The 25,781-nt window shown below is 40.8% G+C and carries 24 protein-coding genes; 7 read left to right on the top strand and 17 right to left on the bottom strand.

The window, feature by feature from the left end; translation table 11 throughout:
* Window positions 1–653: 653 nt before the first annotated feature.
* From HMPREF9706_RS07645 to HMPREF9706_RS07630, 4 genes are all read right to left on the bottom strand, one after another.
* A complete protein-coding gene (locus tag HMPREF9706_RS07645) occupies window positions 654–1,799 on the bottom strand; it encodes a metal ABC transporter permease (protein WP_006908798.1) in 1,146 nt (381 codons plus the stop codon).
* Window positions 1,799–2,683 carry a metal ABC transporter permease gene (locus tag HMPREF9706_RS07640; RefSeq protein WP_006908797.1) on the bottom strand — a complete coding sequence of 295 codons (885 nt, stop codon included), beginning with the start codon at window positions 2,681–2,683 and terminating at the stop codon, window positions 1,799–1,801. Before HMPREF9706_RS07640 ends, HMPREF9706_RS07645 begins: the two co-directional genes overlap by 1 nt.
* Before the next feature lie 2 nt (window positions 2,684–2,685).
* The gene (locus HMPREF9706_RS07635) at window positions 2,686–3,444 is read right to left on the bottom strand and encodes a metal ABC transporter ATP-binding protein (RefSeq protein WP_006908796.1); all 759 of its coding nucleotides are present in this window, start codon (window positions 3,442–3,444) and stop codon (window positions 2,686–2,688) included.
* A gap of 121 nt (window positions 3,445–3,565) precedes the next feature.
* Window positions 3,566–4,483: a metal ABC transporter solute-binding protein, Zn/Mn family gene (locus tag HMPREF9706_RS07630; RefSeq protein ID WP_006908795.1), complete on the bottom strand. Its 918-nt coding sequence runs from the start codon at window positions 4,481–4,483 to the stop codon at window positions 3,566–3,568.
* A 269-nt stretch (window positions 4,484–4,752) separates the two neighbouring features.
* Here HMPREF9706_RS07630 and HMPREF9706_RS07625 point away from each other — a divergent pair, with 269 nt between their 5' ends.
* Together HMPREF9706_RS07625 and ypfJ are read left to right on the top strand one after the other, a co-directional pair.
* A complete protein-coding gene (locus HMPREF9706_RS07625; RefSeq protein ID WP_006908794.1) occupies window positions 4,753–5,739 on the top strand; it encodes a sulfurtransferase in 987 nt (328 codons plus the stop codon).
* A gap of 111 nt (window positions 5,740–5,850) precedes the next feature.
* Window positions 5,851–6,789 carry a KPN_02809 family neutral zinc metallopeptidase gene (ypfJ, locus tag HMPREF9706_RS07620; protein WP_006908793.1) on the top strand — a complete coding sequence of 313 codons (939 nt, stop codon included), beginning with the start codon at window positions 5,851–5,853 and terminating at the stop codon, window positions 6,787–6,789.
* A gap of 410 nt (window positions 6,790–7,199) precedes the next feature.
* Here the strand turns inward: ypfJ and HMPREF9706_RS07615 are convergent, their stop codons facing one another.
* The gene (locus tag HMPREF9706_RS07615) at window positions 7,200–7,787 is read right to left on the bottom strand and encodes an HD domain-containing protein (RefSeq protein ID WP_006908792.1); all 588 of its coding nucleotides are present in this window, start codon (window positions 7,785–7,787) and stop codon (window positions 7,200–7,202) included.
* Between the two features lie 108 nt (window positions 7,788–7,895).
* Between HMPREF9706_RS07615 and HMPREF9706_RS07610 the strand changes: the two genes are divergently transcribed.
* Window positions 7,896–9,023 carry an alanyl-tRNA editing protein gene (locus HMPREF9706_RS07610; RefSeq protein ID WP_006908791.1) on the top strand — a complete coding sequence of 376 codons (1,128 nt, stop codon included), beginning with the start codon at window positions 7,896–7,898 and terminating at the stop codon, window positions 9,021–9,023.
* A gap of 121 nt (window positions 9,024–9,144) precedes the next feature.
* Here the strand turns inward: HMPREF9706_RS07610 and HMPREF9706_RS09120 are convergent, their stop codons facing one another.
* The 3 genes from HMPREF9706_RS09120 to HMPREF9706_RS07600 form a co-directional block, all read right to left on the bottom strand.
* Window positions 9,145–9,333: a hypothetical protein gene (locus tag HMPREF9706_RS09120; RefSeq protein ID WP_155949079.1), complete on the bottom strand. Its 189-nt coding sequence runs from the start codon at window positions 9,331–9,333 to the stop codon at window positions 9,145–9,147.
* 212 nt (window positions 9,334–9,545) lie between these two features.
* Window positions 9,546–9,758 (bottom strand): YvrJ family protein, encoded by a 213-nt coding sequence (locus HMPREF9706_RS07605; RefSeq protein ID WP_006908790.1) that lies wholly within the window; start codon window positions 9,756–9,758, stop codon window positions 9,546–9,548.
* A gap of 136 nt (window positions 9,759–9,894) precedes the next feature.
* Window positions 9,895–11,535, bottom strand: a complete 1,641-nt coding sequence (locus HMPREF9706_RS07600) for an IS1182 family transposase (protein WP_006908789.1) — start codon at window positions 11,533–11,535, stop codon at window positions 9,895–9,897.
* A gap of 243 nt (window positions 11,536–11,778) precedes the next feature.
* Between HMPREF9706_RS07600 and HMPREF9706_RS07595 the strand changes: the two genes are divergently transcribed.
* The 3 genes from HMPREF9706_RS07595 to HMPREF9706_RS07580 all read left to right on the top strand — a co-directional run bounded on the left by HMPREF9706_RS07595 (window position 11,779) and on the right by HMPREF9706_RS07580 (window position 14,307).
* Entirely contained in the window at window positions 11,779–12,021 is a 243-nt protein-coding gene (locus tag HMPREF9706_RS07595; protein WP_006908788.1) for a helix-turn-helix domain-containing protein, read from the top strand.
* A gap of 31 nt (window positions 12,022–12,052) precedes the next feature.
* Window positions 12,053–12,466 carry a sigma-70 family RNA polymerase sigma factor gene (locus HMPREF9706_RS07590; RefSeq protein WP_006908787.1) on the top strand — a complete coding sequence of 138 codons (414 nt, stop codon included), beginning with the start codon at window positions 12,053–12,055 and terminating at the stop codon, window positions 12,464–12,466.
* Between the two features lie 296 nt (window positions 12,467–12,762).
* Window positions 12,763–14,307, top strand: coding sequence for a DUF5067 domain-containing protein (locus HMPREF9706_RS07580; protein ID WP_231285865.1), 1,545 nt, complete (start codon window positions 12,763–12,765; stop codon window positions 14,305–14,307).
* 88 nt (window positions 14,308–14,395) lie between these two features.
* Here HMPREF9706_RS07580 and HMPREF9706_RS07575 read toward each other — a convergent pair whose 3' ends face one another.
* Window positions 14,396–15,988, bottom strand: a complete 1,593-nt coding sequence (locus tag HMPREF9706_RS07575; protein ID WP_006908784.1) for a phage tail tip lysozyme — start codon at window positions 15,986–15,988, stop codon at window positions 14,396–14,398.
* Window positions 15,989–16,292: 304 nt separating this feature from the next.
* Between HMPREF9706_RS07575 and HMPREF9706_RS09375 the strand changes: the two genes are divergently transcribed.
* Window positions 16,293–16,427: a hypothetical protein gene (locus HMPREF9706_RS09375; RefSeq protein ID WP_269208128.1), complete on the top strand. Its 135-nt coding sequence runs from the start codon at window positions 16,293–16,295 to the stop codon at window positions 16,425–16,427.
* Between the two features lie 266 nt (window positions 16,428–16,693).
* Here HMPREF9706_RS09375 and HMPREF9706_RS07570 read toward each other — a convergent pair whose 3' ends face one another.
* The 8 genes from HMPREF9706_RS07570 to HMPREF9706_RS07530 form a co-directional block, all read right to left on the bottom strand.
* Window positions 16,694–17,926: an aminopeptidase gene (locus tag HMPREF9706_RS07570; RefSeq protein WP_006908783.1), complete on the bottom strand. Its 1,233-nt coding sequence runs from the start codon at window positions 17,924–17,926 to the stop codon at window positions 16,694–16,696.
* Between the two features lie 77 nt (window positions 17,927–18,003).
* Window positions 18,004–18,681: a Crp/Fnr family transcriptional regulator gene (locus tag HMPREF9706_RS07565; protein WP_006908782.1), complete on the bottom strand. Its 678-nt coding sequence runs from the start codon at window positions 18,679–18,681 to the stop codon at window positions 18,004–18,006.
* Window positions 18,682–18,900: 219 nt separating this feature from the next.
* Window positions 18,901–20,190, bottom strand: coding sequence for a glycine/betaine/sarcosine/D-proline family reductase selenoprotein B (locus HMPREF9706_RS07555; RefSeq protein ID WP_081580751.1), 1,290 nt, complete (start codon window positions 20,188–20,190; stop codon window positions 18,901–18,903).
* 18 nt (window positions 20,191–20,208) lie between these two features.
* The gene (locus HMPREF9706_RS07550) at window positions 20,209–21,492 is read right to left on the bottom strand and encodes a glycine/sarcosine/betaine reductase component B subunit (RefSeq protein ID WP_006908779.1); all 1,284 of its coding nucleotides are present in this window, start codon (window positions 21,490–21,492) and stop codon (window positions 20,209–20,211) included.
* 13 nt (window positions 21,493–21,505) lie between these two features.
* Window positions 21,506–21,868: a GrdX family protein gene (locus tag HMPREF9706_RS07545; protein WP_006908778.1), complete on the bottom strand. Its 363-nt coding sequence runs from the start codon at window positions 21,866–21,868 to the stop codon at window positions 21,506–21,508.
* 183 nt (window positions 21,869–22,051) lie between these two features.
* On the bottom strand, window positions 22,052–23,458 hold the full coding sequence (gene hydA / locus HMPREF9706_RS07540) for a dihydropyrimidinase (RefSeq protein WP_006908777.1): 1,407 nt from the start codon (window positions 23,456–23,458) through the stop codon (window positions 22,052–22,054).
* Window positions 23,459–23,573: 115 nt separating this feature from the next.
* Window positions 23,574–24,320 (bottom strand): isochorismatase family protein, encoded by a 747-nt coding sequence (locus tag HMPREF9706_RS07535; RefSeq protein WP_180947357.1) that lies wholly within the window; start codon window positions 24,318–24,320, stop codon window positions 23,574–23,576.
* A gap of 833 nt (window positions 24,321–25,153) precedes the next feature.
* The coding region (locus HMPREF9706_RS07530) for an LPXTG cell wall anchor domain-containing protein (RefSeq protein WP_006908775.1) at window positions 25,154–25,781 on the bottom strand (628 nt) is incomplete at its 5' end.

Genomic DNA, 25,781 nt, shown 5'->3' with positions numbered 1-25,781 from the left:
TTTTATCGCCTGTTTCAAGGCTATCGCTTAACTACTTAATAGATGACATAACCGTATGATTAAAGAAAGTCAATTCTGAGGTATTTTTATAAATATCTAAAATGAATAGTACCCAGTTTAATCAATTGGATAAATCTTTTATTATCTTAAAAATTTAAGATCAGGATTGTCAAATTAAGGCTAGCTTTTATAAACTACCCTAACAAATGGAATTATTTATATCGATTTCATTCTTTAAAAGAGAGTTGTTAAATATATTCAATCATTAATGAGACCCATTTCCATAAATTCTTGTCTCGATTATAGAGACTGCCTATCTTTAATGCGCTATGCTTACTCTCTCAAAAATAATTAACCAAATCTTAAATCAAATCGGAAAATTTATGGAAAAGAACCCTTCCTCTGCCGTGGCATTTGGACAAGGGACACACATCAAAGGCTTGGCGCTTTAGCGCTTAGCCTTTGAGTAGTCCCTTGAGCTGGCAAGACTCTGAAAGAGGCTCTAGGCGGTCCGCCACAGCAGAGGGAAGGGTTCAGTTTTTGAAATAAATTTTCGAATTAGTAAATCACAACTGTTGCTTTATTTTTATAGGCAAGCGAAAAGGCCATCGCCTCCCCAACAAAGCTAGCGTTTATATAATCATTCAGCTTGCTTAGATTCCATATTCCTGTTGAATAGCTTGGATTCGGTCAAGACCTGCTGGGGTCAAGCGATAGACTTGCTTGCTAGTATCGACCGTCACATAGTCCGCCTTAAATAAGACCGTCAAGGCCTTATCCACTTCTTTTTTCGACCATTTGAAGTGTTCATCCAAACAATCCGTCCGCAATTCTTCCTTCTCTTGCCCTTGCAGGGTATGACTATAAATATGCAAGAGCACCAAATCATAGCGCAACTGCTTGGATTGACGGTAACGAAGCCATAAAGCTGTTAAAAGCCCTTGACGGTGGAATAAGAAGGTTAAGAAGAAGGTCACGCCCGTCATGACCGCTGCCATTCCACCGATCGATACGTTCCATGCAATCCCGATAAAATAACCTAAAGTCGCATTAATAATTCCATAAAGCATGGCTACAACAAGCATTTGCTTCAAATCTTTACAGAAGAGATAGGCCGAAGCACCCGGACCTACGAGAAAAGCGACAACAAGAATCGCCCCAACCGCATCGAAGGCCAAAACCGTGGTCACCGAATTAAGGGTCATCAAAACATAGAATAAGAGTCCTGCATTAAAGCCTAAGAGATGACCGTATTGATTATCAAAAGTGGTCAACTTCAAATCTTTAAAGAAGATCACAATAAATAAAGCATTCACGCCCAAAAGCAGGCTCATTTGGAACAAAGCCGTCGGCAGTGAAAAACCAAAAAGCTCCACTCGATCGAGCGGTGTTAAAATCACTTCTCCGGTTAAAACCACATCGGTATCCAAGTGGACATTCGAGGCAAAGCGAGTAATTAAGATGACCGCTAAGGCAAAGAACAAGGGATAAACAATCCCGACCGCATCATCACTTTCCACCAGCCCCGTTTTACTGAGGGTTTCGGTCGACCAAACGGTCACCACGCCCAGAGCAGCCGCTCCAAAAATCAACCAAGGTGAGTCTAAGTCTCCCGCAATAAAAAAGCCGAGGATAATCCCCAATAACACCGAGTGTGAAATCGCATCGGCAATCATAGACAGGTTGCGCAAGACCAAAAAGCTTCCGATCAGAGCACAAGTCACTGCAGTCACCAATAAAACCAACCAGGATTCATAGGACGCCATCAATAAATTAATCATATCTGAAAAAGTCATCATTACATGGCCCTCCTTTTTCTAAGGGTGGATAAAATCCCTCGCGGTCCAATCAACAAGGAGATCAAAGCTAAAGAAGTCATGACGACAATAATCATGGGCCCGGTCGATAAACCGCGGTAAATCGTAGAATAATAAGTTCCAATCACCGCCGAAATGCCGCCCACAAAAGCAGCAATCAAACAAACCGGCAAAAATCGATTCGACCACTGGAGAGCGGTCACCGCTGGTACAATCAATAAGGAAGCAATCAGAATTGTCCCCACTAACTTCAAGCCCACTCCAATAATCGACATGGTCATCAACATCATCAAGGCATAGATCCAACTAGAACGAATGCCAATCGTCTGGGCATACACCTCATCAAAGACAAAGACCTTAATTTCCTTGTAAAAGAGACCAAACAAGCACAAAGAAACGATGGCCACCCATAAAATAATTCGAACATCTTTTTCCATAATATAGGCCGCTTGACCAAAGATATAATTATTCAAGCCCGACTGGGATTGTCCCGCAAAAGCCGGATGCCCCTGGATCCAGGATTTTAAGACCATCCCTAGACCGAAGAAAGCCGAAAGCACAATCGCTAGAATGGCATCCAGATTGACCTTTGAATAATGATGGATCAACTGAATCAAGAAAAAGGCACAGGCGCCAGAGATCAAGGCACCGATGAGTAAGGCCGTTGGATCCTTGGAGACCACCACCATAAAGGCCATAATAATCCCCGGATAAGCCGCATGGCCGATCGCATCTCCAATCAAGGATTGCCCCTTTAAGACGGAGACCGTCCCAATGATTCCTGCCGCTGAAGCCAATAAAAAGGTCCCTAGGGCGATCAATAAGAAGGAATAAGAAGTCAGAACTTGACTATCCAAATGAAACATCCCTAATCCTCCTTTCTAACCGTTGAATGATCCTGTAAAACAACTTGACTGGCTAACATGTCGGCTTTGGATAAATTATCGGCTGTAAAGCAGGACTCAACGGGGCCAGCTGCTACTATTTGTTTATTTAAGATCACCAAGTAATCAAAATAAGCCTTAATGGTATTCAAATCATGGTGAACCACGATCGAGGTCTTGCCTTCCTTTTGCGATCGAGTCAAGAAATCAATAATGACTCCCTCCGTCTTCTTATCTACCCCAGCCAGAGGCTCGTCCATAAAATAAATATCCGCCTGCTGGGCAATCGCTCGGGCGATGAAGACCCGTTGCCGCTGTCCACCGGATAGTTGGGCAATCTGTCGTGATTTAAAATCCAACATACCAATCTCTTCCAGGGCTGCTAAGGCAATCGTTCGGTCGGTCGAAGTGGGCCGCTTTAGCCATCCCAGATGACCATAACGCCCCATCAAGACAACATCTTCGACGGTCGTTGGAAAATTCCAATTGACGGAAGAAGCTTGTGGAATATAAGCAATCCGCTTAAAAACCGACTTCACCGGTTGATCAAAGACCTTGACCGAACCTGACAAGGTGGATTCTAGTCCCAATACCCCCTTTATCAGGGTCGACTTACCGGCACCATTAGGGCCAATAATCGCTGTCCGTGATCCTTTAGGAATATCTAAATCCACATCCCATAATACTGGCTTATCATGGTAAGCCATGGTCAAATCGCGTACTTGTACGATGTTTTCTGTCATACGATCCTCTCCTTTTTCATTCGTAATGATTACTCTTATATAACTAAAAGCCGCTTGTAAGGTAGTTAGGGCCCTTACAAGCGTGCTCTTCAATCATCAATTTATTCAGGCCCAGCATTCATTATTTTAAGTGGCTGGTAATTAAATCCACATTATGACGAACCATATCAATATAATTATCGCCATCTTGTCCTTCTGGAGCTAAGGAATCGGAGAAGAGTTCTTGACCTTCACCCGATACCACTTCTACGTCAAAACCTTTAGCCTTGCAGGCTTCTTTTAGTTTTTCCATCCGTGCTGGGTCAGTTGTTGACTCCGCAAAGATCGCTTTAACTTGATGGTCAACGATGAAATTAACCGTTTCTTCCACATCCGCATTGGCAACTTCCGAATCAGTAGACACTCCTTGAGGGGCCTTGACAGGAATATGATAGCGTCTTGAGAAATAGTTAAAGGCATCATGAGGAGTAATCAAATAGCGTTGATCTTCTGGAATGGATTCGATTTGTTCCTTCACATATTGATCCAAGTCGTCTAATTCCTTCAAGTAAGCCTGGGTATTGGCTTCGATCTCATCTTTGCTATCGGGCAATAACTCGATCAATTTTTTGCTAGCATTTTGAGTCGCTTCCTTATAAAGGTCGATATCAAACCAGAAGTGAGGGTCGATCACTTTCTTGCCATCTTGATCCATCTCACCGATCTTAGATTCATCAAAAGTTTCGGATACAGGGTAGCCCACTTTTTCTAAAGCTTCTACCATCCGTCCTTCAAAATGTAAACCATGGTATAAGACCAAGTCAGCCTTTTCCAATTTGATTAAATCTTGTGGTTTAGCAACGTAAACGTGAGGGTCTTCTCCCGCTGGAATCACTAACTCTCGGTTGACTTTATCGCCAGCCAATTGATTGACCATATCATATAAGAAGGATGTGGTTGTCGTCACCGTTGGCTTGTCTGCTGCTTTTACTTGACCTACCGTCAACAATCCAATACTTGCTAATAAGAAGAAGGCCATTAAGCCTTTTAGTTTTTTCATAAGATCTTCCTCCTAAATGGGTTAAATTTATTGTCCTAACTTTGATATTTTTAGGATAGCCTAAACCTTTAAAGGTGTCAAGTGCTTTTTTAGTTATTTTTATAAAATATTTTTAGATATACCTAAACCTTTTCTAAATAGATCTCTTGTTCTAAATAGATCTCTTGGATTTATCAGAAAAGCTCATAGTGACTAACTTGTCCTGATGAGAGCCCTATGCTAGGATGGGTGTAGCTTGTAACCTCCTAATAAGAAAGGTAGTTCCCATCATGCGTCAACTATGGGCTTTACTTGCCCATATTTGTCTCTTAATGCCCCAGTCTCTATTTGCCAAAGAAAGTGAGGAAACGATGACCCCATTTGTTAGTACCCAATGGTTAGCCGATCATCTCGATGATCCAGACCTCCTAGTGATTGATGCCAGTGTGCTATTCAACGACCCTGATGGTGAATTTCTCGCCTCAGGCTTGGAAGATTATCAAAAAGAACATATCCCTGGTGCTGTTTTTGCCGATCAATTCCAATTAGCTAAAGAAGATGCTCCGATTCCTTTTACCGCGATTGATCACGATGTCTTTGTCGCCTATATGGAAAGCCTAGGCATGACCAATGAAAGCCGGGTCGTTGTCTATGATGGCGGACCTGAAGTGGCTGCTGAATTCAAGGCGGATAGTTGGGCTTCACGCTTGGCTTGGCAACTTCAATATGAAGGCAAGGACCAAGTCGCCGTTTTAGAAGGTGGCTTGGCTAAATGGAAAGCCGACGGCTATGAAGTAACCGATGAAGAAACAAGCATTAGCCCAGGTCAATTAGACCTAACGCGTCAAGAAGCTCTTTATACCGACTTAGAAGGCATGAAAGCCCTTGTCGACCAAGAAGATCCTCAAACCGTCATAATTGATGTCCTTAGTCCCGATCAATTTTCAGGCGCTTTCGCGTCCTTTGGGGATGATCGTAATGGCCACATTCCTGGTGCCTTCAATGTTCCTTATATGAAGCTAGAAGATCCGGAAACGGGCGAGCTTTTACCTGCTGACCAATTAAAAGAAATCTTTGCGGAAAGCGATGCCTTGAATCCAGATAAAGAAGTCGTTGTCTACTGCGGTTTTGGGGTAGCGGCCTCCTACGTTCGCAATGTCTTGAACCAATTAGGACAAGACCAAGTGAAGGTCTACGATGGATCCTTGATGGAATGGGCAACCCAGTCCGATTACCCACTGGAAGCCACTGAAGACCCTCAAAACACTCAAGAATAACTTCTATTGCGGCCTAGGGGCCGCTTTTTTGGTTTAAGCCTTTAACTGTTCTTTAAGCGGAATTTTCATTATAATGAAGGAAAGAACACACGATGAAATGAGGAAAACAAAATGAAATGGGATAATTTGCGACGAAGCGACAATGTGGAGGATCGGCGCGGACAACGAAATCGTATTCCGACCGGTCGAGGCTATGGCAGACGAGGCTATGGTGGCGGTGGCTTAGGAAGTTTACTTAACTTGCTGCTACTCACTCGAGGCTTACCTAAATGGGTCGTCCTATTGATCCTTGCCTTCCTCTTTTTCTCAGGGGGCAATTTCTTGATGGGACCAACAAGTAACCCATCCAACTCCTATCCCCCAGCCAGCCAACAAATCAACCAATCCAAGGAAGCAAGTTCCGAGGAAAAAGAATTTCTAGCGGCTGTTTTGGGATCCACCGAAGATTTCTGGCAAGAAGAACTCCAAAAAGCGGGCATTGACTACCGACCTGCTAAGTTGGTTCTTTATACCGATACCGTACAAACCTCAGGCTGTGGCTTTGGCTCAGCCCAAGCGGGGCCTTTCTACTGTTCCGGTGACCGATCGGTCTATATCGACCTTTCTTTCTATCGGGATTTACAATATAAATATAAGGCACCGGGAGACTTTGCCATGGCCTATGTTCTGGCTCATGAAGTGGGTCACCATATCCAAACCCTCGTCGGCACCATGGATCAATACCAGGCTGCCGCACGCCGAGCCAGCTCCAGCCAGCAAAAGGCTCTGTCGGTCCGCTTAGAACTCCAGGCAGATTACTATGCTGGAGCTTGGGCTCGCTATGCCGAAGAACAAGGACTCCTCGATGCCGGCGACCTAGAAGAAGCCATGGGAGCCGCTGAAGCGGTCGGTGATGACACCCTACAAAAAGAAACCTATGGCCGAGTCGTCCCAGATTCCTTCACCCACGGATCTGCAAAACAGCGTCAAGCCTGGTTCAAACGCGGCTACCAATACGCCGACCTCCAACACGGAGACACCTTCAACACCATCCTCCCCGAAGAAAAATAGAGTGCGACAAAAGTCGTTAACCTAACGGATGTGAGACTGTAAGTCGCTAAAGCAACAACAGTCTCAGCAAGCGCCGCAGCGATAAGTGAGCCTTCGAAACACTCAAAGAGTGTTCGAGAAGGATCGCTTAACGTCCAGGCGCTGCAATTGTGAGCACGTTTTAAATAGAGTGCGCCGATGAGCGGTAATCCCCTGTAGGCTAAGTAAGAAATCGAGCGGAGTGACGCTAGTCACGCAGAGCGATTTTTGCTTAGACATAAGGGGATGCTCATCGAAGCGCGTTTTGATAGAGTATGACTAAAGTCGTTAACCTAACGGAAGCAAGACTTTAAATTGCTACACGAAACTAAACAAAAAGGACACCCCACTGGGTGTCCTTTTTCATTATTATCGACGGCTCAATCAAGCATCTATTTTCTTAAGTTACCTTTCTTGACATGGTCATCCAAAACTTGCTGGGTATAATCAAAAAGCACCTTTGATCCAGCTTCAGTCCTGGATTGACGTTGAAAGACCTGATCATACGTCACCTGATGATCAATCCAGTCCTTACCCCCATTCGAGTGGTTCAAGATCAAGGGTTGGAGATTATCCATCGCATTCGCAAAACGTGCTTCCGGACTTTTCCCTTCATCAAATTCATCAAATAAGCCAGCTAGTTCTGCAGCTTGGTCTGCTGGTAACATGCCAAACAACTTATCCCGTGCCGCTGCTTCTCGCTCTGCTTGAGTCTTCTTACCAGCCTCATCATAAGCATAGGTGTCTCCCGCTTCAATCTCTACAATATCATGGATCAAGCACATAATTAAGAGCTTACCCACATCGACTGGCTCGTTGGCATAGTCGCGCAAGACATAGGCCATCACCGCCATATGCCAAGCATGTTCGGCATCATTTTCCCGTCGGCCATGCTGACTCAAATGCGTCTGCCGTAAGATATTCTTAGCCTCATCTAACTTCAAACAAAATTCCAATTGTTTTTGTAATCGTTGATCCATCTCCATCCCTCCTGCCTTTCTATTATAGAAAAGCCCCTCTTTAGGATCAAGTTATGGCTCAAGATCTATGCTATAATGGGATCAAAAGCCCTGAAAGCGAGGTCAATCATGAATCCTTACTACGACGATTTTAGCCAATTAAACCTAACGACCCATATCATTGATCAAAAAGATGACTACTACGCCTTTGAAGCGACCGTTTTTTATGGTGAAAAAGGAGGCATGCCAAGTGATCGTGGCTGGATCAACGGACAGCCTGTCCTTGACTTAAAATACATCGGCGACACCCTCTACCACCAAGTTCAAACTCAGCTTGAAGATCCCATCCAATTAGAAGTTGAACCCAAAACACGCTGGTTCAATACAGCCGTTCAATCAAGTTTCCATCTACTCGATGGTTTTTACCGGCAAAAAGGACTGGAACTCATTGCGATTGGTACAGATCCCGACCACCTCTGGTATGAAGTCAATCAAAAGGATCTCTCGACGGACTTGTTAGACGAATGCCAGGCCTTCATGCAAGCGATTATCCGCCAGGAAATTCCTTGTGAGATTCGTTATATCAAGGGAGCCGGCTATCCAGATCCTGCCTACCAACACCATGACACCCTGCGGCTAGTTCGTTTTGGTGACGTCGACTGTCAACCCTGTGCCACCCTCCACGTCAACCATACCGGTCAAATTGGTTCCTACTGCCACTTGAGTACTCGTAACTCTTCCCGTGGCAGCAAGGTCTCCTTGACCCTCAACCAAGCCACCGAAAAAGCCCTAGAGACCTACTACCAACAAGCCAACCACTTGAGCCAAATCCTCAACGCACCGGTCGATCAATTAGACCAAGCAGTCCAAGACCTCATTCACAAGGAAAAAGCCAGTGCTAAAGTAGCTGCTGACCTTAAGACACAGGTGATCTCCTATCAAGCCCAAGCCTTAGCTCAAACTAAGCAACCAGTCTATGCCCTGAGTGACTCTGAAAGCCAGGACTTACGGCAACTTTCCCAAGCCTTGGTTAAATTCATCGACCAGGACTGCCTACTCTATCATCAAGACTCCGACAAGCTACAATTCGCCCTCTTGTCCCCTCAAGGAAGCGCACGGGACCTTTTAAAGATACTCCAGAGTTCAATCCCCTCAATTAAGGGTGGCGGGTCTCCTCAATTAGTTAGTGGGCGCATGGAAGGTCAAGCCCAATCACTCATCGATCACTTCCAAACCCTAATCCAGCCTGAAAATTAAGGAGATACTAAAAAGACTACGACCAAAAGCTGTTATGGACCTTTCAATTAGATAGTTCAATAAATAAATTATTTTATACCATGTACGATGTCTATCGCACATGGTTTTTTATAAGGAACAATTATTTTAATTCACGATTCAACATATTCTCTGCCATATGGTAAGAAGAACCCATTATATAGTAGTTTCGTTTACAACGAACAACTGGTTTTAACCCCATGATTTTCATTAATCGATAGATACATTTATCGTTGACCTTGATGTGGTTAAAGTAGTTGAGATGATTCATTCGACGATTTATGGTTATCATAGCTTTCTTAAATCTCTCAATCAAATGTTCTAATCACGATTCTTTTCGGCAAGATTTACAATTGAGCCTCTCATATAACCAGACCAACAATCTATTTTACGAGAAGCTGAATTAATATAATTTACTTGCTAAACAACAGTAATGCCATATTATTTCAATTATTTGCTCTTCTAAACTGACTATAGAAAAAATATAAATGAGGCCTTAATCATTTATATTTGTATGTTCTTCTTTTCATAACTATCTTCTCTATTATGATATCCCTTATTAATTTGATCTCTAACTAAAATATTGTTTATTTGCTGAGCTAGTATTTCTAAACTATGGGTTAACTGATCAATTTTCTTTTCGAATCTAGCCAAAAAATAGATAACCAGTGCAATAGGAAACCCAAAATTACCAACTAAATTAATAAATTCCTCCATCGGACTCCCTCTTTCTAAAATAAAGCTAGTCATAAATATAGCGAAAATATCAGTTAAATAATTAATGTTTATAAAGCAATCATAATAACTACTTTTTTCATTACAGAAATCTCCTGATCTACTCAAAATATATAAATTAGAAACAAAGAAAAGAGGCTGTGACACAAGTCTCAAAAATATCCAGAAATTTTATCCAATAGGAGTAAAATTTCTGGGTTCTTTCTTTTTCTGTCTTTCTTAATCGCAATTTTCTTAGGTTAGCTGCCATTAGAGCTAATCCCATCTCATTATTCACGGCCTGTTTCCCTCGAACATGAAATCGAGTGAATCCCAAACAAGCCTTCAGATGACCAAATGTTGGTTCAACATCGATCTTCCGCTGGCTATAAATTGGACGATATTTCGGATCTTTTAAGAGCCCCCTTTGCTTGGCTTTGAAGTAGTCATACGAAGGATTAACCGTAATTTTTCGGACATATCCTTTCTGAGTAAGGGCTGCTTCAATTTCTTGTTGATTCTCATCGATCCGTTCTGCTTGATACTCTTTAAAATTTCTTTCAAAACCATACTTATCCGTTCGGGTGCGATAAGCGACGAAATTAAATCGTACCCCTTGAGGATCGACGTAACAGTCTTCTTTTTCATCATAGTCCCAATTCATGACTTTTGAGTCGTCACTTCGCCATTTTCGACTCTGTTCTTTAAGATACGTGCCATAAGGAATTAATGCGGTGATTTCGGGAAAGCTTTCTTCAAGATAAGTATAGTTACTTTCAGAGCCATATCCTGCATCCATACTCACCACTGAAAAGGAGCGAAACAGTGCTTGATGACTCTCAAAGAAAGGTCTTAATGTCCGCGTATCTGTCGGGTTTGAAAAAAGTTCATAAGCTAAAACAAACTGATGAGAGGTGGCAATCTGTAAATTATAGCCCGGTTTCAACTGACCATTCTTCATGGGATCTTCTTTCATTCGCATAAAGGTCGCATCGGGGTCCGTTTTTGAATACGAATGACGTTCACCTAAGATGGCTCGTTGCGTTTGATAGTGTTGATGCTTGGAATGACAATGTTTCATGCGCCTCAATTGACTCTTGACTTTTCGCCGCTCCTTTTTGTGAGGATTCGGTGACAACCGAGGAGACTCTTCGATGGTTTCCTCTAAGTCTTCTAAGCGAACTTCAAGCTGGGTAATGGTTTCTTCAAGCCCTTCAAGCGTTAGTGGGGTCTCTTCTGGAATCAACCCCATTTGATAATACTGACGCATTTCATTGACGAGTTCGGTCATCTTTTGTCGATTCATTGCTTCAAAGCGGATCGTGTTCTTTTTCCAGACAAAGCTGTACTTATTGGCATCCGCTAAGATTTTTGTCCCATCAATAAAGAGATGATCATCGATAAGTCGTTGTTGTCTTAAATACCGCACAAATTCATCATAACTTTGTTTAAGAATGTCAGCTAATTCATCGGACTGTCTAAATCGACAAATTGTACGGTAAGAAGGTACTTCATTTTGACACAACCAGATAGCGGGCAGATTTTCGCGAGCCAATTGTTCCATCGAGCGACTGGTGAAGACACCGCGAGAATAAGCATATAATAATAACTTGAGTAACATCGAGAAGTCATATTTACGAGGACGACCAAAGAGATAGGGATAATGAATCTCTAGAGAGTCCACAAATTGATGAATATAGTAGCTGATGTGATCTTCTTGAGGGCGGTATTGATAAGAGACTTCCAAATAAAGTTGATTTAGGTTATAATGAGTATGCATTTTTTGGTCCTTTCTAGGATTGAAATGGAAACAGAGGGGTGAGGTCCTCTGTTTTTTTATTGATTAACTTAATTATAACATAAAAACCGGCTGAATCGTTGTAATATCAACGATTCAGCCGGTTTTTTGGTGGACTTATGTCACAGCCTCTTTTTAATAATCTAGTGACAGATGTGCATCTTTAACATAATTGTATGTTCACCATAATGTTAATTAAAAGGACTTCGAAAAGAGGAAAATTTCATGATTGAACCTGCAAAAAACAGACTTAAAGAAATAAGAAAAGTTAAAGGTCTCACTATGGAACAAGTTTGTTTAGGAATTTGTTCTAAAAGACATTATATCCGTTTAGAAAAAAATGAATGTGAAATAAACATAACTTATCTTTGCCATTTTTCAAATAGGCTAGGAGTTTCTATAGAAAAACTAATCAAAGAACCGAGTAGATATCAAAGCTTTTCTAATATTCTTAAAGAAATATACTAAATAAAATTTTTATCATAGAAAGGATATAGCTATGAAAAAAGAAAAAATAACTTACATCTCAAATCAACAAAAACAAGAGTGTAAACAGTTGCTAGCCTATTTAAAACAAAAAATTAGCTATCTTAAAATTGATCTGTTAAGAAAATATCGCAAAACCACAACAAGAGAATATTTATTAAAAGAAGATGACAATATTGAAGACATTGCCTATCGATGTAATGAAGACTATATACTAAACGATTATGAAAGAATAATTAATAATAAAAACCTCGAAGTCGCATTCACTACCTTATCTCCTTTACAAAAGAAAATTATATGGCTTAATTTCTTTAAAGGATATTCTCAACAAGAAATATCAAAACTCATGAACACATCCCCCTCCGCTATAAGTCAAATAAAAAATAGGGCACTCAAAAAAATGAAAAAAGAAATTAAGGATCTCTAAATATGGACGAACAGTTAATACGAGCGATCTTGAACAAAGAATATGAGTATATATTTCAAAAATTACAGCCTCTCTTCTTAAGCAACCTCATTGGTGTCCCATCAGAGCTTCACGATGACTTTTTGCAAGAGTACAAATTATTATGTTTCAAAATAATTTCCGAAAGAAATTTCAGTCAATAAAGTACAATACTGGCAATTTATAATCATAGTTTGTTTTGAAACAATAAGTTACAAATGCTATAATTAACTTATCATTGAATGAAGGGATTTGAAGATATGTTTAAAAGGTATATTGTGACATCAAGTTTAACTATGTTAGCCCTCACGTCTGTATTTTGCAATAATGTTGTCATTGCCGAGGAAAATAATTCGACGACCGAAGAACTTGAACCGATGCATAGAACTGCAATGCATCCAATCAAAGCACAAGAACTCATAGATGCAGGATATGTTGAAACTTATAGAGGAATTTTACACAGTGCTGGTGTTAGTGATGAAATGTTAAACAAAGTTTCGTTAGAAACGCTCAAAAAAGCTGCATTCAACTATTTAATTACGGTAGGCAATGAAACCGTTAATCCAGAAGAAGCTGGACAATGTCTCTTATATCTTGTTCCTGATCTCTTAGATACTTCTATTCCTGAAAATAATACTTCTAGTGAAAATCCGATTAAGCAAGAGAATACTCATCAAAACTCAAAACTATCAATGCCAATGTCTAATGAAGAAGCTATTGCTTATACCAATAATGGCTTTTACAACACTTACATGAATTCTCTAAAAACTTACGGTATTACAGATGATATGTTAGCAAAACTACCTAAAGATGCCGTATTTAATGCTGCAATCAATTACTTGACTACACGAGATTTACTAGGTGATATTAAGATGCCATTTCGTCACTTCACCAATCTCTATCCAGAAGTATTGTCTAAGACAAGCGATCAAAAAACATCCTTAAGTGAAGAAGATCGTAAGAAAAATAGTCAGAAATCATTAAAGAAACAACAACAGATCTCTACCCATATTCAAAATAATCTAAAAAACCAACAAGAAGACCTTGAAAATCTTCCAAAAGATTTTACCTTTAATACTGATAGTGGTGAATATAAAATAAAATATCTAGCCACCCTTGCACCAGGAGAAGCCGGCAATCAAAGTCAGGACAAATATATGTTAGTAATCAAATATCAATTTAATAATAGTTCTGATCAAAGCACTACCACTTACACCAATGAATTTGAAGATCATGTTCAGGTATCTCAAAATATCAATGGCTCTCCAACTATACTTGATACAGCAGTTTATCAATTAGAAAACCAAGAATATGCTCATGAAATAGAAGAAATCGCACCTGGACAATCAATCATGGCAACAGCTTATTACCAATTAGAGAACCTCGATTCACCAGCAATCGCCTCTATTTTAATTGATAATGAAGTTTCTGACTATGATTTAGATTTAAACTCCCTTATAAAATTCCCGCTTCAAAGCGCTATTTACCAAGATGAATCTGAACATGGCTATATCTTTGATTTTAATACTATCTATTTACTTTACCCTCAATCAGAACAAATTACTAATTGGGAAAACAATGTTAATGTAGAAATAAATAATTTAGACTCATTTGAACTTTCACCTGAAGCAACACTTCAAGCAAATAAACTAGAGACTCCCGCAACCGCTGTTTGTCTAAAAAATATCACTTACATTTTGGGTGAAAATAATAAAATAAAAGTGACCGATGATGCCGGCAATGTTTTATTGACCATACAATCTGATGATGAATGGCAAAGTTTTTATGATGATAAAGGCAATATTTTCAATATTGTTAAATAGACTTTATATACATTTAGAGCCTTGTTCCTGATAAATTGTCAGGAGCAAGGCTCTTATTTGACTAGCTCTATTTATTGAAAATCAAAACTTATCCAATTGTCCCTGAAATTGATCCTTTTACTCCATTGATATATGTACAAATTGGCACATAGCGACGAACTCCTGAATAAGAAACATAGCTAATATACATATATTTATTAGTAATATATACAGAATCATAATATACTGAGTCTCCAGAATTTAATATCGCAGCCACTGCAGATGATTTTGAGCAAGAATTATGAATATTTACTACTTGATTAGCAGTAAAACGTCCGGTTTCCGCATATGATTTAACTAAATGCTCAGTTCCTTCATTTCCTGAATTAGGTAATGGTGATGGCTGTGGAGATGAATTGTTAGCTCCACGCAAACGATAACAATGTAAAGGAAGTCCATATCCATAGTTTCCTTCTAATGGTGTTTCAACGATACCATTATATGATGATGTACAGTGAATAATACGTTCTGGAGCTACAAATACCCCTGTATGACCTCCACCATAGAGAGACTGACCCTTCACCCCTGCTACAAAAATATCACCAAACTTTGCTTCTGCTCTGCTGATAGGAATTAGTAATGTACCCTCCATTTGAAATAATGTTTCTGTTGTACCTGGCCAAGTGTCCTGTGAAACAAAGCCTCCTGCCTTCAAAGCATTAAACACTGCACTGGAGCAGTCATAAGAGTTTGGACCTAGACGATTATCCATGCTATAAGTAACCTTCCCTTGACGACTTCTAAACCAATTCACTACCGCTTCCAAATTAGTTTGCGTTGAAGGTGTTGGAGCTGGCGAAGGTTCTTTTTCACTACTATATCCAACAATTAATCGGTCACCTGGATGAATAATATGATTAGCAGAAAAATTATTCATTTCTAACAATTGATCTACTGTTAATCCAAATTTTCGAGAAATTCCCCAATAAGAATCTCCTGCTTGTACAGTATAATATTGAATACTTTCACCACTTGGTGGAGTGGGAATTGGACGCGACACTTCTTTTTTTACAATGAGTCGATCACCTGGATGAATAATATGATTAGCATCAAAATTGTTCATTTCTAACAATTGATCTACTGTTAATCCAAATTTTCGAGAAATTGCCCAGTAAGAATCCCCTGCTTGTACAGTATAATATTGAATATTGTCAGTGCTTTTTGAAGTAGATGGGACGTAACTAGACCCTCCACTAAATTTATCATACCAACGACGCGCAGCTGCTTGACGCTTCTCTAATTTCATACCTTCATTTGAAGGGCGTTCATAATTTATTACAAAAATTCTTGCCATTTCCTCTGGCGATTTTCTAAGTTTAGTAAAGTCTCTGAAATTGCCCACTCCCAATTTATCTATATACGGATTTATTGATGAGATGTGGCAATTCTCTACTTCGAACTCCAAACGTTTAAGCTGAGTATAAATATTAGAAGGATCCAATCCATTTTGATGCGCCCAATTAATTAGTCTAGTACCAGGGGTCCACTGTACTAATCCATAACCAGTTCCTCCACCATATTCATGAAGATTTGGTTCGATTCCAGTCTCCACCTCCATATTTCCTAGGATACCAGCCACTGCTTCTTGGCTCCACCCATGACTAGTTAAATAATCCCATATAATTTTTGCATTGCTATCCATAATAATCTTCCTTTCATTTTTAATAGTCACTTATTAAATAGCTATTTTAATGACTACTAATAAAGCGAAAGATCATTGATAAAAATTAATATGATTAATAAAATATTTTCGACTATTTTATATCCTATCACAACTATACTAAGATAAAGTCATCTAATTTAATAAATTTTAACTTTATAAGCAAACATATCACGTTCTCATTCAAGCCCTGATTAAATTCATCGACCAAGACTGCCTAGTCTATCATCAAGACTCCGACAAGCTACAATTCGCCCTCTTGTCCCCTCAAGGAAGAGCTCGAGACTTGTTAAAGGCACTTCAGAGTTCAAGCCCTTCAATTAAGGGCGGTGGGTCTCCTCAATTAGTGAGTGGGCGCATGGAAGGTCAAGCCCAGTCACTCATCGATCACTTCCAAACCCTAATCCGACCTGAAAATTAACGGGATACTAAAAAGACTACGACCAATGTACCGACCCCCAAAAGTTAGACCAAAAATCTAACGATTGGGAGGTCGGTACAAAAAGCTGTCGTAGTCCTTTTTGATGAATGTATCACTAGTGCGAGTGCACTCTGTCAAAACGTGCTTGCGGACGCACTTAAGCCTGTAAGCATTGAAAATGCTACAGGGGATTGCTGAGACTGTTGTTGCTTTAGCAACTTACAGTCTTACATCCGTTAGGTAAACGCTTTTGTTCGCACTCTGTTTTAAAATGCCCAGTTTCCTTCTTTAAAGATTTGGAAAGCTTGATCGTTTTTGTAGCCGGTGATGTTTAAATCAGCGGTTCCGACCATGAAGTCTTCGTGGATCAAGGAATCGTTTAGACCTGCTTGGTGTACTTGATCGTCTTCTAAATCAGTGCCACCCTCAACACAAGTTGGATAGGCCTTACCTAGGGCAAAGTGACAAGAAGCATTCTCATCAAAGAGTGTATTATAGAACAAAATATTAGAATTAGAAATCGGGGAATCATAAGGCACTAATGCAATTTCTCCTAAGAAGCGAGCGCCTGGATCGCTTTCCAACATTTCAGCGAGGGTGTCGTAACCTTCTTGAGCCTTAAAGTCAACCACCTTACCGTCTTTGAAGGTAAATTCAAAGTGATTGATGACAACCCCGTTATAAACTAACGGCTTGGAAGCTACTAAACGGCCATTAACTCCATCATATTGAGGAGCGGTAAAGACTTCTTCTGTTGGCATGTTCGGAATGAAATGATCGCCCTTAGCGTTAGAAGAACCGGCAGACATCCATAAGTGATTCTTAGGTAACTTCACTCGTAAGTCCGTTCCATTGCTGGCTTGATAGTGAACTTCCTCAAATTGTTGCTCATTGAGGAAGTGGGCTTTTTCATTCAGTGTCTTAATGTGTTGATCCCAATTGGCCTTGGTATCTTCCCAAGATTCCGATACTCGACAAACATCAAGAATCACTTCCCATAACTTGTCATAGGCCTCTTCAGGACTAAGATCTGGGAAAATCTTATGAGCCCACTTCAAGGTTGGCACCGAGATCACCAACCAGGATACGATATCATTCATGGTATATTTAACAAAATCCTTCATCTTCAAAGAGCGATTACGGACCGCTTCTGAGATCTTGGCTTGATCAAGTCCCGATAAAAGATCAGGATCTTCTGCATAGATCGAGATCCGATTAGACCGCTTGTCAGCAATTTGATATTGCATCTTAGCTACTTCCCAATCCGCCACTTCGTTCAAGGTCTCTTGGGCTTGATATTCATAATTGCAACGCGTCACATAGTCGTCCACCCAATTAATCGCTACCTTACGTGCCCCTTTTTCATAGGCTACCTTGGTGATTAAGCGCGCTAATTCTGGACTTTCCACTGGTGTCGTGATTAAAACATCTTCGCCTGCTTGTACATTAACCCCATATTCTACCGCTAAACGGGCAAAATTTTCAATTCGTTTCTTCATACAAACTTCCTTTCTGACTGTGATTGAATAACTACCTCTAGTATACCATGATCTAAAGCGCTTTTAAAAGAGGGGCTTTATTGTTCTTGAATCAGGGCCTCCAATGCCGATCGATCATTCAGGTGGACGCTGCGACCTTTTTTCTGAATATAGCCCAAGCCTTCAAAGTTCTTAATTTCTTGATTCAAGGAAGAGCGATTCACTAAGAGCCGATCGGCAAATAACTGCTGTGTGCCTGGAATTTGGTAGTCTCCTTGGCAATCTACTGAAGCCAATAACCAAAAAGCCAAACGCTGGGCCACCTTGGGATAGGAGGCTGCTTGGATCACCATCTTGTTCTTCACACAATACTTAGATACAAAGACCAAGATATTCTCCATCAGCTTAGCATCTTTGGCAATAATCTCTTTGAAGCCTTGAATAGGCAGGGCATAGACCTTGGCTTTTTTATGACAACAAACATTATAAGGATAAGTCTGCCTTCCGCCATAAACTAAATAAAAAGGAAAGGCATCTTTGGCAAAATAATAGGATGAGACCACTTCTTTACCACTCATCAGATATTCATTGGTCTTAAGACAGCCTTCGATAATAATATAAATATATTCCAAGCAGTCACCAAAAAAATTAACGATTTCCCCGCTTTCAAAGTTTTTAATACGAATGGGTAATTGGTCAATTGCTTCCATCGTTCGATCATCAATCCCCTGAAAAAACTCCAAGTCTAACAATTTCGGATGCTGTAACTGTTTCATATTTTATAGCCTCCATTCTTTTTAAAAGCACACAGCGCTCCTTTCACAGCTTTTCAAACCGTGAAAACATTCCCTCTTTTCTAACTATATTAAGTGTAACATACTCGAAGTATTTTGTATGCCCTTACAAAAAAGAATAGTTTTGACAAAGCTTTATCGCCATTAGCATAAAAAACAAGCAGAGCTAATCACCTCTGCTTGTTGGTTACTTTAATGCCTTTATTCTTTTTTAAAGACGGTCGGCGATGCAACTTCCGTCTTCAAAGCCCGGATGGCTCGGTCGACTAATTCATCTCGTACGGCATCTTCCTTTTCAGCCAGGTCTGGATTACCAACAGGATAAGGAATGGCAACCGTTGGAACGATCCGATTGGCTCCAACTGATTCAGAAATCGTTGTAATCGTCGCCATATGCACAATTGGAATACCATAGCGTTCAATTTCTTTGACCATTGTTGCTCCGCAACGTGTACAGGTCCCTCAAGTAGAGGTTAGAATAACGCCGTCTACCTTAGCATCAGCCAATTCTTGACCAATCTCCCGGCCGAAGGTCTCTGAGTTACCGACAGAGGTCCCTGTTCCGGTTGTTGAATAGAAGTAAGGGAAAATATCACCGATGATCCCTTTTTCTTTAAGCCGAGTTAATTCATCCAATGGAGCCACCCGGTCTGCCTTTTCATTGGCATAGACGGGATCAAATCCACCGTGAATGGTCACGAAGCGACCCGCTAACTCTTTTAGGTCAGAGATATCATACTTCACCCACTTTTGAGCAGAAGCGGACTGAAGGTGGTCAGGGTTCCCCTCAGGTACAATCCCCCCTGTTGTCACTAAAGCAATTGTGGCATTTGCCATATCAGAAATCGGTAGGGCAGCGTCCACATAGTCGAATTCTGGCATGGGTAATTCGGTTTCGAAGTCTTGCCCTTTTAAGCGTTTAAGCAACATCTCCGTCGCCCGCAAGGCCCCGATCTTATCGGAAATGACCGTCAAACGACGACCTTGTACCATGAAGCCATCTTCCTCGGCAGAGACCTCCTGGCCTGCCAATAGCTTATTAGCTAATTCGACCATCTTCGGCATAGCCTTACGCATGTCTGCGGCCGAGTCTCCAGTCGGAATAATATAGGCGTGAGTGCGACATTGTTCAACCGCTGGGTTCTCATGATACATCCCAGTTAAGACAGTAGTCTTATCCTTCAGGGTATTCACAACCCCCGCACAAGCCATCCCATAACGCCCCGCATTAAAGGCAGGTCCTGCTACCACCAAGTCTGGCTTGATCTGGTCATAAGCCTCCATCACAAATTGTTGAGCTAATTCCAAGTTCTCATTGAAATAGTTATCCCCACAAATCAAGGTATAGGTCACTTCTCCTCCTTGAACGAGGTTATTAAAAGCGAGAGCCGGACCCACCGGTCCCTCCACTAGGCGGGGTTCAATATCAGCCTTATCTTCGCCTCCGATTTGGCCAAAGAACTGGTTCACATAATAAAGTATTTTTTTCATGAATCTGCCTCCCCCTTCCTAATGTAATTCCACGGCTAGGTTGTGGTAACCAATTTCAGAGGTTGATCCAATAATGGCATTTAATTCACAAGTAATCCGTCCCTGATCATCCAAGCTGCCCTCCCAGCCTCCTGATAGGTTGGCAATAGCCTTGGCATCACCCAAGACCTGGTCGGCTGGCTCTAAATGCACCAAGTGAGACACGTTTCCAGTGGAAACTACCGCCTTAGCCTCTTCCTTGGCATCCGCCAGAGGTTGTGAATCTCCGTCCCATCCCGAACATTCATCGGTGATTAAGACCGCTTTAATACCAGACTGCTCCAAACCTTGGGCAATCATGACTAAATCTGAGTCTGGGTTTCCATAGCCTTCTTCCGATACAATCACGCCATCGACGCCCAACATTTGACAAAGCTTGACCGTATAGTCAGTTGTACGGAACTTACCATCGAGAATGGTTAATTCCGGCACCATGATTGAAGCCACAAAGTTCAGCTCTTTTCCGTGAAGCTTCAAGAGTTCTAGAATAACTGCATTGTTTTGATGTTGATAGGTTGTGATTTTATCACAGGCCGCGACACAGTTTCCCGAGATGACGGCACCATCGAGCTCTTCCAATGGATTCAATAAGGTCGGTAGAATCTGCTTGACATCAACCCCATAGATATAACCATCATGCAACAAGCCTTGAGCAATTAGCATTTCTGCATAGGCAACTCGTGGAAGATCTGGATATTTTTCAAGACTGGTCTTCACATCTTCAATCTCATAGACCTCCGTCTCATCCGCTGTCAGATCAGCCAGAGCTTCGCCAAGGTATTCACTGGCTTTAAGTCCGACCATCCGGCAAGTCGCTTCATGTTCATGGGGTTCCAAGCCCTCAATCGGGGTAATATCAACTACCACATTAAAGGTCTGCGAGAAAGGTGTCCACTTGGCCCCTTCGCCCCACATATCAATAATTCCTTCTTGAAAACCAACAATATCCCCTACCGTGACAACGGCTACCCCCTGCATCTTTTTAGTGATACCGTCACCGAGCTGCTCAATATCTCCAGTCACTCCTGGAAATTGATTCCCTCGGTCAACGCGATAACGCGGTTCGATGACGTCTTTCACGGGAATAATCCGTTTTTTTTCGCCGGGCCTTGCCAAGGCAATGCTGGCTTTTTTAACATTTTCTATTTCTTCAATAAAGGCTAACATCTCGGCCTCATTGATGATCAATCGATGGTCTTGTATGCACGTTTGGTCGCCAAAATCAATGGCGTCAATCCGAATTTTTTGCATTTCTAATCTCACATTAGGACCCCCTTTACTCGATATTTGTTGTTAAGTCTGCTATGCAAGCTTGCAGTAATTCGAAATCAATCGTCTGATAGTCGGCCAAATTTCGATAATCTGGTTGTCGTTGCCCCATGGTCCGTAGGTAGGAATCGATAGACTGCTCGATCAATAAAGTCGCACTCGAATGAGGCTCCTTGGCCAGGATAATTGACCGTATCGGAGAATACATCATTCGAATCGATGCAGGCAATGGGTGCGATACCAAGCGCCAACCTCGATGAATTCTGTCTCTTGCCACGATTAAAACCTGGTAAAAATCTCCCTCAACAAACTGAAGGGACTGATATTTCGCTTTGACGAATGCATTATTGCTGACAATGAGATATTCCATACCTATTCACTCTTTCTAGATAAGACCCCTTTTATAAAAAATGCCTCACATTCTTAAAAAAGAACGTGAGACATCCAAATAAACCCTACATACGATGGTTGGCCTATTTTTCTGACATTACTACCAGTCTTTTTTATCCGTAAAGCTATTAAACTGTATGCCTTAAAAAGTCAAGACGCTTTTTTATTCCGCCTTTTTTTGATGATAATTGCTGTAACATACGGTATAAGGCTGTGGCTTAACATATTGCCCCTGGCCTTTCTCGCCGACTAACTTACCACGTTCTGCCATCAGATGTCCGCGAAGAAAGACCTTATCCGCAATCCCTTTTTGAGGGAAGCCTTCAAAGGTATTGTAGTCAGTTCCTTCATAGGAATTCTCAACAGAAATCGTTCCTTCATAGTTCGGATCCCAGATCAAGACATCCGCATCCGAACCTGGCAATAAGGCACCTTTTTGAGGATAGATACCACAGACCTTGGCTGGATTTTCCATACATAGACGAACAAAGTCTTGACGGTTGATCCGTCCTTTTTCTACCCCTTGGGTCCAGACCATATTCAAGCGATCTTGCATACCTGGAACCCCATTTGGAATCTTAGTAAAGTCATCGATACCGCGTTTCTTAGCCTTCTCAAAACCACCCACACAAGCAGCGTGGTCCGATCCAATTCCCATTAAGGTACCATCCTTAACCGCTTTCCAAACAGCTTCTAAGTGCTCTTTAGGCCGGATAGCTGGACCGCAAACCCATTTGGCCCCTTCGAAGTTTTCCTTTTCTAAGAAGGAAGTATCGATCGTGAGATAGTGGGTACACGTCTCACCATAGACCGGTTGACCCTGATCTTGGGCACGTTTGATATTTTCGCAGGCTCCTTCCGTCGTATTATGAACAATAAAGACTGGGCAATCAGCTAACTTAGCTAGGTAGATTAGACGTTGCACCGCCTCATCTTCCACCGTTGGTGGTGAAGATAGATAGTGGCCGATCGGTTTTGTGACACCATTCTTAACGGCTTCTTCCTTGAGAACTTCGATCATGTCCCCATTCTCACAGTGAACCCAAGGCGTAATTCCATAATCTTTACATATCTGCATGGCCTTAAAAATGAGGTCATCTTCCACATGGAAAGGTGTCCCATTATAAGCCATAAAGAATTTTAAGTTAACAATGCCATTTTCAACCATCTTTGGAATCTCATCCAATAAGGCTTCGGACGTGTCCATAACCATACCATGGAAGGAGAAGTCCGGTGAGGCAATTCCCTTGGCTTTTTCATCCTTATGCCGGTGGAATGAATTGATCACCGTATCTCCTTGATCTTGTGGCGCAAAATCAACGATCGTCGTTGTTCCACCTACTAAGGCAGCATGTGAGGTCTCAAAACCATATGAATCAAAAGGTCCCATATGCACGTGCTCATCGACGCCCCCTGGGAAGATATACTTACCTGCTGCATCCACCACCTCATGGTCGCCTTCTGGAATATTGACGGCTATTTCTTTGATTTTTTCGTCTTCTATTAATAGATCCGCTTGGTACTCAGCTGTTGAAGAGACGATCGTCCCATTCTTAATTAATAGTCCCATTATTTCCCTCCTTGTCTCAAGCTAGCTACTTACTAATGATGAAAACCCGCCAGTCTAGATTAACTGGACTTGACGGGTTTATATTTTACTAATATTTATTCGATAAAATACTTAATTATTTATCAAGTTTACGTTCGTGCTTACGGTAAACGGAATTGTCAATACCTTCTAGATACTTAACAACTTCGTCAACTTCCCAAACATCACAGAACTTCGCTTCCATGTCGAACATGTTCCATTCGATAACCCCTGGAACCCGGTCGCCGACTGTTCCTCGAGGAACTAAGGTCTTGAAGCCATATCCCGTTGAGTCCATTACTGTATGGCGAACACATGCACATGAAGTAGCACCCATAACGATTAAGGTATCTACCCCTAAGAAGTTCAAGGTTTGTGCTAAGTGTGTTCCAAAGAAGTTAGATGCATATTTTTTGTGGATTACTGGTTCTTCAGGTTGTGGATCTAATTTTGGATCGATAGCCATCCAATACTCATCATCAATATCTAAAGTATGCATTGGAATCTTTTCATCCCAACGTGGAAGATCCCATTGTTTTTCTCCCCAATATCCTGTTGTCGTATGGAAGATTGGAACCCCTGCTTTACGTCCAGCATTTAGTACTTTTAAGGCATTGGCACAGACTTCTTCAGAGTGGTCACAAGTGAATGGGTGACCTTCTGTCATCCAAGCTCTAGCCATGTCAACAGTTGTAATGGCTGGTGCTTTACCAACACCCATTTCGCGCATGAAGCCACGCTCTTTATAGATCTTACGTGCCTCTTCAAAGGCTTCTTTTAATCGTGCTTCATCGAAACCGTACTCATCAACATATTTAAATTCTGGATTTTGCTTTTCAGTCATTTCATTTCCTCCTAGAAATTTATTCGTTAGCGACAAGTCGAACATACTTTCAATACCCTACTCTATCTTCGTCGATTAATCGGCCGATTAATTTTTTTGTAAGCTTGTAAGGTTGAGTCATTTATTTGACACCCTAATTAAACCATAGCTTCAGCCAAAAAGATGTTAGCGCTCCAACATTTTATTAAAAAAGTTAATAATTCATGCTATTTTTCTTATTATAAAAGCGAATTCCAATAAAAACACACGCAAAAATGCAATGATATCCGCTTTCATTCAATCGATCTTTCATTAATAAATCTCTTTCAGATTGGCTGTTCCTCAAATGATCTTTTGTATCAAATCCTCTCATCGAAAAATTCGTTCTTTTACAAAAAAAAGAACCAAGCAATCGAGGTTACTTGGTTCCTTAAACAAAGCCTTCATTCCTACTCATAAACATAAAAGTCCTTGGATATTGAGGGAATCCAAAGATCTTAGGATCATTCACAGATACAATATTGGTAGGTATTCTATTATAGGAGACTATGAATGATTATTATAATGTTTAATTTATACAGCGGATAATATCAACTTTATTCATCAATAATATAACATATTTCGGCTTAACTTTCCATATTTTTTTAGAAATATTCCGATTAAACTATCGACTATTTTACATTCATTAAACTTATATAATATTGCACAACTCAATCAGATTAGTCGTAAGTCATTTTATAAAAGCTAACTATTTATCATTAAATAAAATCAAGGAGCAAATAATTAAAAGTTTATTTGCTCCCTAATAAAACTATATTAACACCAATTAACTACAATGTTAAATTAATTAACTCCTAAAATTCTTCCTTTTTACGACGAGCAGCTAGCAATCCTAAACCAGCAAGAATAGATAAACTTGCAACACTATAGACTAATTTATCATCATTTTCTCCCGTTTGAGGAAGCACGGATGCTGTTTGAACTTCTGGAGTTGGTGCTTCAGGCTCAGATGGTTTCTCTGGTTCAGATGGTTTTTCTGGTTCAGATGGTACTTCTGGTTCAGATGGTTTTTCTGGTTCAGATGGTTTTTCTGGTTCAGATGGTACTTCTGGTTCAGATGGTACTTCTGGTTCAGTTGGTTTTTCTGGTTCAGAAGGTACTTCTGGTTCAGTTGGTTTTTCTGGTTCAGAAGGTACTTCTACTTTTTCGTAAACATAAGTAATCTCTTGTTTTTTACCTGGTACGAATTTACCTGTAGTTTCTTTTCCGTCCTTATCGTAACTTGGATTTTCTTTTGGATCTTGTGTTTCCACAAATTTGAAACCGTCTTTGTCCTTCTTACCAGTGGTGTAAGTCATCTTGCTTGTACCACCCTTAACATCACCGTCTACGACTTCACGACTGATTTCCTTACCGTCTTTATCTTTGACGATATAGATGTGGTGTTCTTGGAACTTACCAGTTTCTTCGATTGGTGTCCAT

It is taken from the genome of Facklamia hominis CCUG 36813, assembly GCF_000301035.1.
Lineage (GTDB): Bacteria > Bacillota > Bacilli > Lactobacillales > Aerococcaceae > Facklamia > Facklamia hominis.
The sequence above is the reverse complement of the archived record's forward strand: the minus strand, read 5'-3'. Positions and strand labels throughout refer to the sequence as shown.

Coding starts and splice junctions, on each gene's coding strand:
- HMPREF9706_RS07645 (WP_006908798.1), bottom strand. CDS start 1,799: ATGATGACTTTTTCAGATATGATTAATTTATTGATGGCGTCCTATGAA.
- HMPREF9706_RS07640 (WP_006908797.1), bottom strand. CDS start 2,683: ATGTTTCATTTGGATAGTCAAGTTCTGACTTCTTATTCCTTCTTATTG.
- HMPREF9706_RS07635 (WP_006908796.1), bottom strand. CDS start 3,444: ATGACAGAAAACATCGTACAAGTACGCGATTTGACCATGGCTTACCAT.
- HMPREF9706_RS07630 (WP_006908795.1), bottom strand. CDS start 4,483: ATGAAAAAACTAAAAGGCTTAATGGCCTTCTTCTTATTAGCAAGTATT.
- HMPREF9706_RS07625 (WP_006908794.1), top strand. CDS start 4,753: ATGCGTCAACTATGGGCTTTACTTGCCCATATTTGTCTCTTAATGCCC.
- ypfJ (WP_006908793.1), top strand. CDS start 5,851: ATGAAATGGGATAATTTGCGACGAAGCGACAATGTGGAGGATCGGCGC.
- HMPREF9706_RS07615 (WP_006908792.1), bottom strand. CDS start 7,787: ATGGATCAACGATTACAAAAACAATTGGAATTTTGTTTGAAGTTAGAT.
- HMPREF9706_RS07610 (WP_006908791.1), top strand. CDS start 7,896: ATGAATCCTTACTACGACGATTTTAGCCAATTAAACCTAACGACCCAT.
- HMPREF9706_RS09120 (WP_155949079.1), bottom strand. CDS start 9,333: ATGATAACCATAAATCGTCGAATGAATCATCTCAACTACTTTAACCAC.
- HMPREF9706_RS07605 (WP_006908790.1), bottom strand. CDS start 9,758: ATGGAGGAATTTATTAATTTAGTTGGTAATTTTGGGTTTCCTATTGCA.
- HMPREF9706_RS07600 (WP_006908789.1), bottom strand. CDS start 11,535: ATGCATACTCATTATAACCTAAATCAACTTTATTTGGAAGTCTCTTAT.
- HMPREF9706_RS07595 (WP_006908788.1), top strand. CDS start 11,779: ATGATTGAACCTGCAAAAAACAGACTTAAAGAAATAAGAAAAGTTAAA.
- HMPREF9706_RS07590 (WP_006908787.1), top strand. CDS start 12,053: ATGAAAAAAGAAAAAATAACTTACATCTCAAATCAACAAAAACAAGAG.
- HMPREF9706_RS07575 (WP_006908784.1), bottom strand. CDS start 15,988: ATGGATAGCAATGCAAAAATTATATGGGATTATTTAACTAGTCATGGG.
- HMPREF9706_RS07570 (WP_006908783.1), bottom strand. CDS start 17,926: ATGAAGAAACGAATTGAAAATTTTGCCCGTTTAGCGGTAGAATATGGG.
- HMPREF9706_RS07565 (WP_006908782.1), bottom strand. CDS start 18,681: ATGAAACAGTTACAGCATCCGAAATTGTTAGACTTGGAGTTTTTTCAG.
- HMPREF9706_RS07545 (WP_006908778.1), bottom strand. CDS start 21,868: ATGGAATATCTCATTGTCAGCAATAATGCATTCGTCAAAGCGAAATAT.
- hydA (WP_006908777.1), bottom strand. CDS start 23,458: ATGGGACTATTAATTAAGAATGGGACGATCGTCTCTTCAACAGCTGAG.
- HMPREF9706_RS07535 (WP_180947357.1), bottom strand. CDS start 24,320: ATGACTGAAAAGCAAAATCCAGAATTTAAATATGTTGATGAGTACGGT.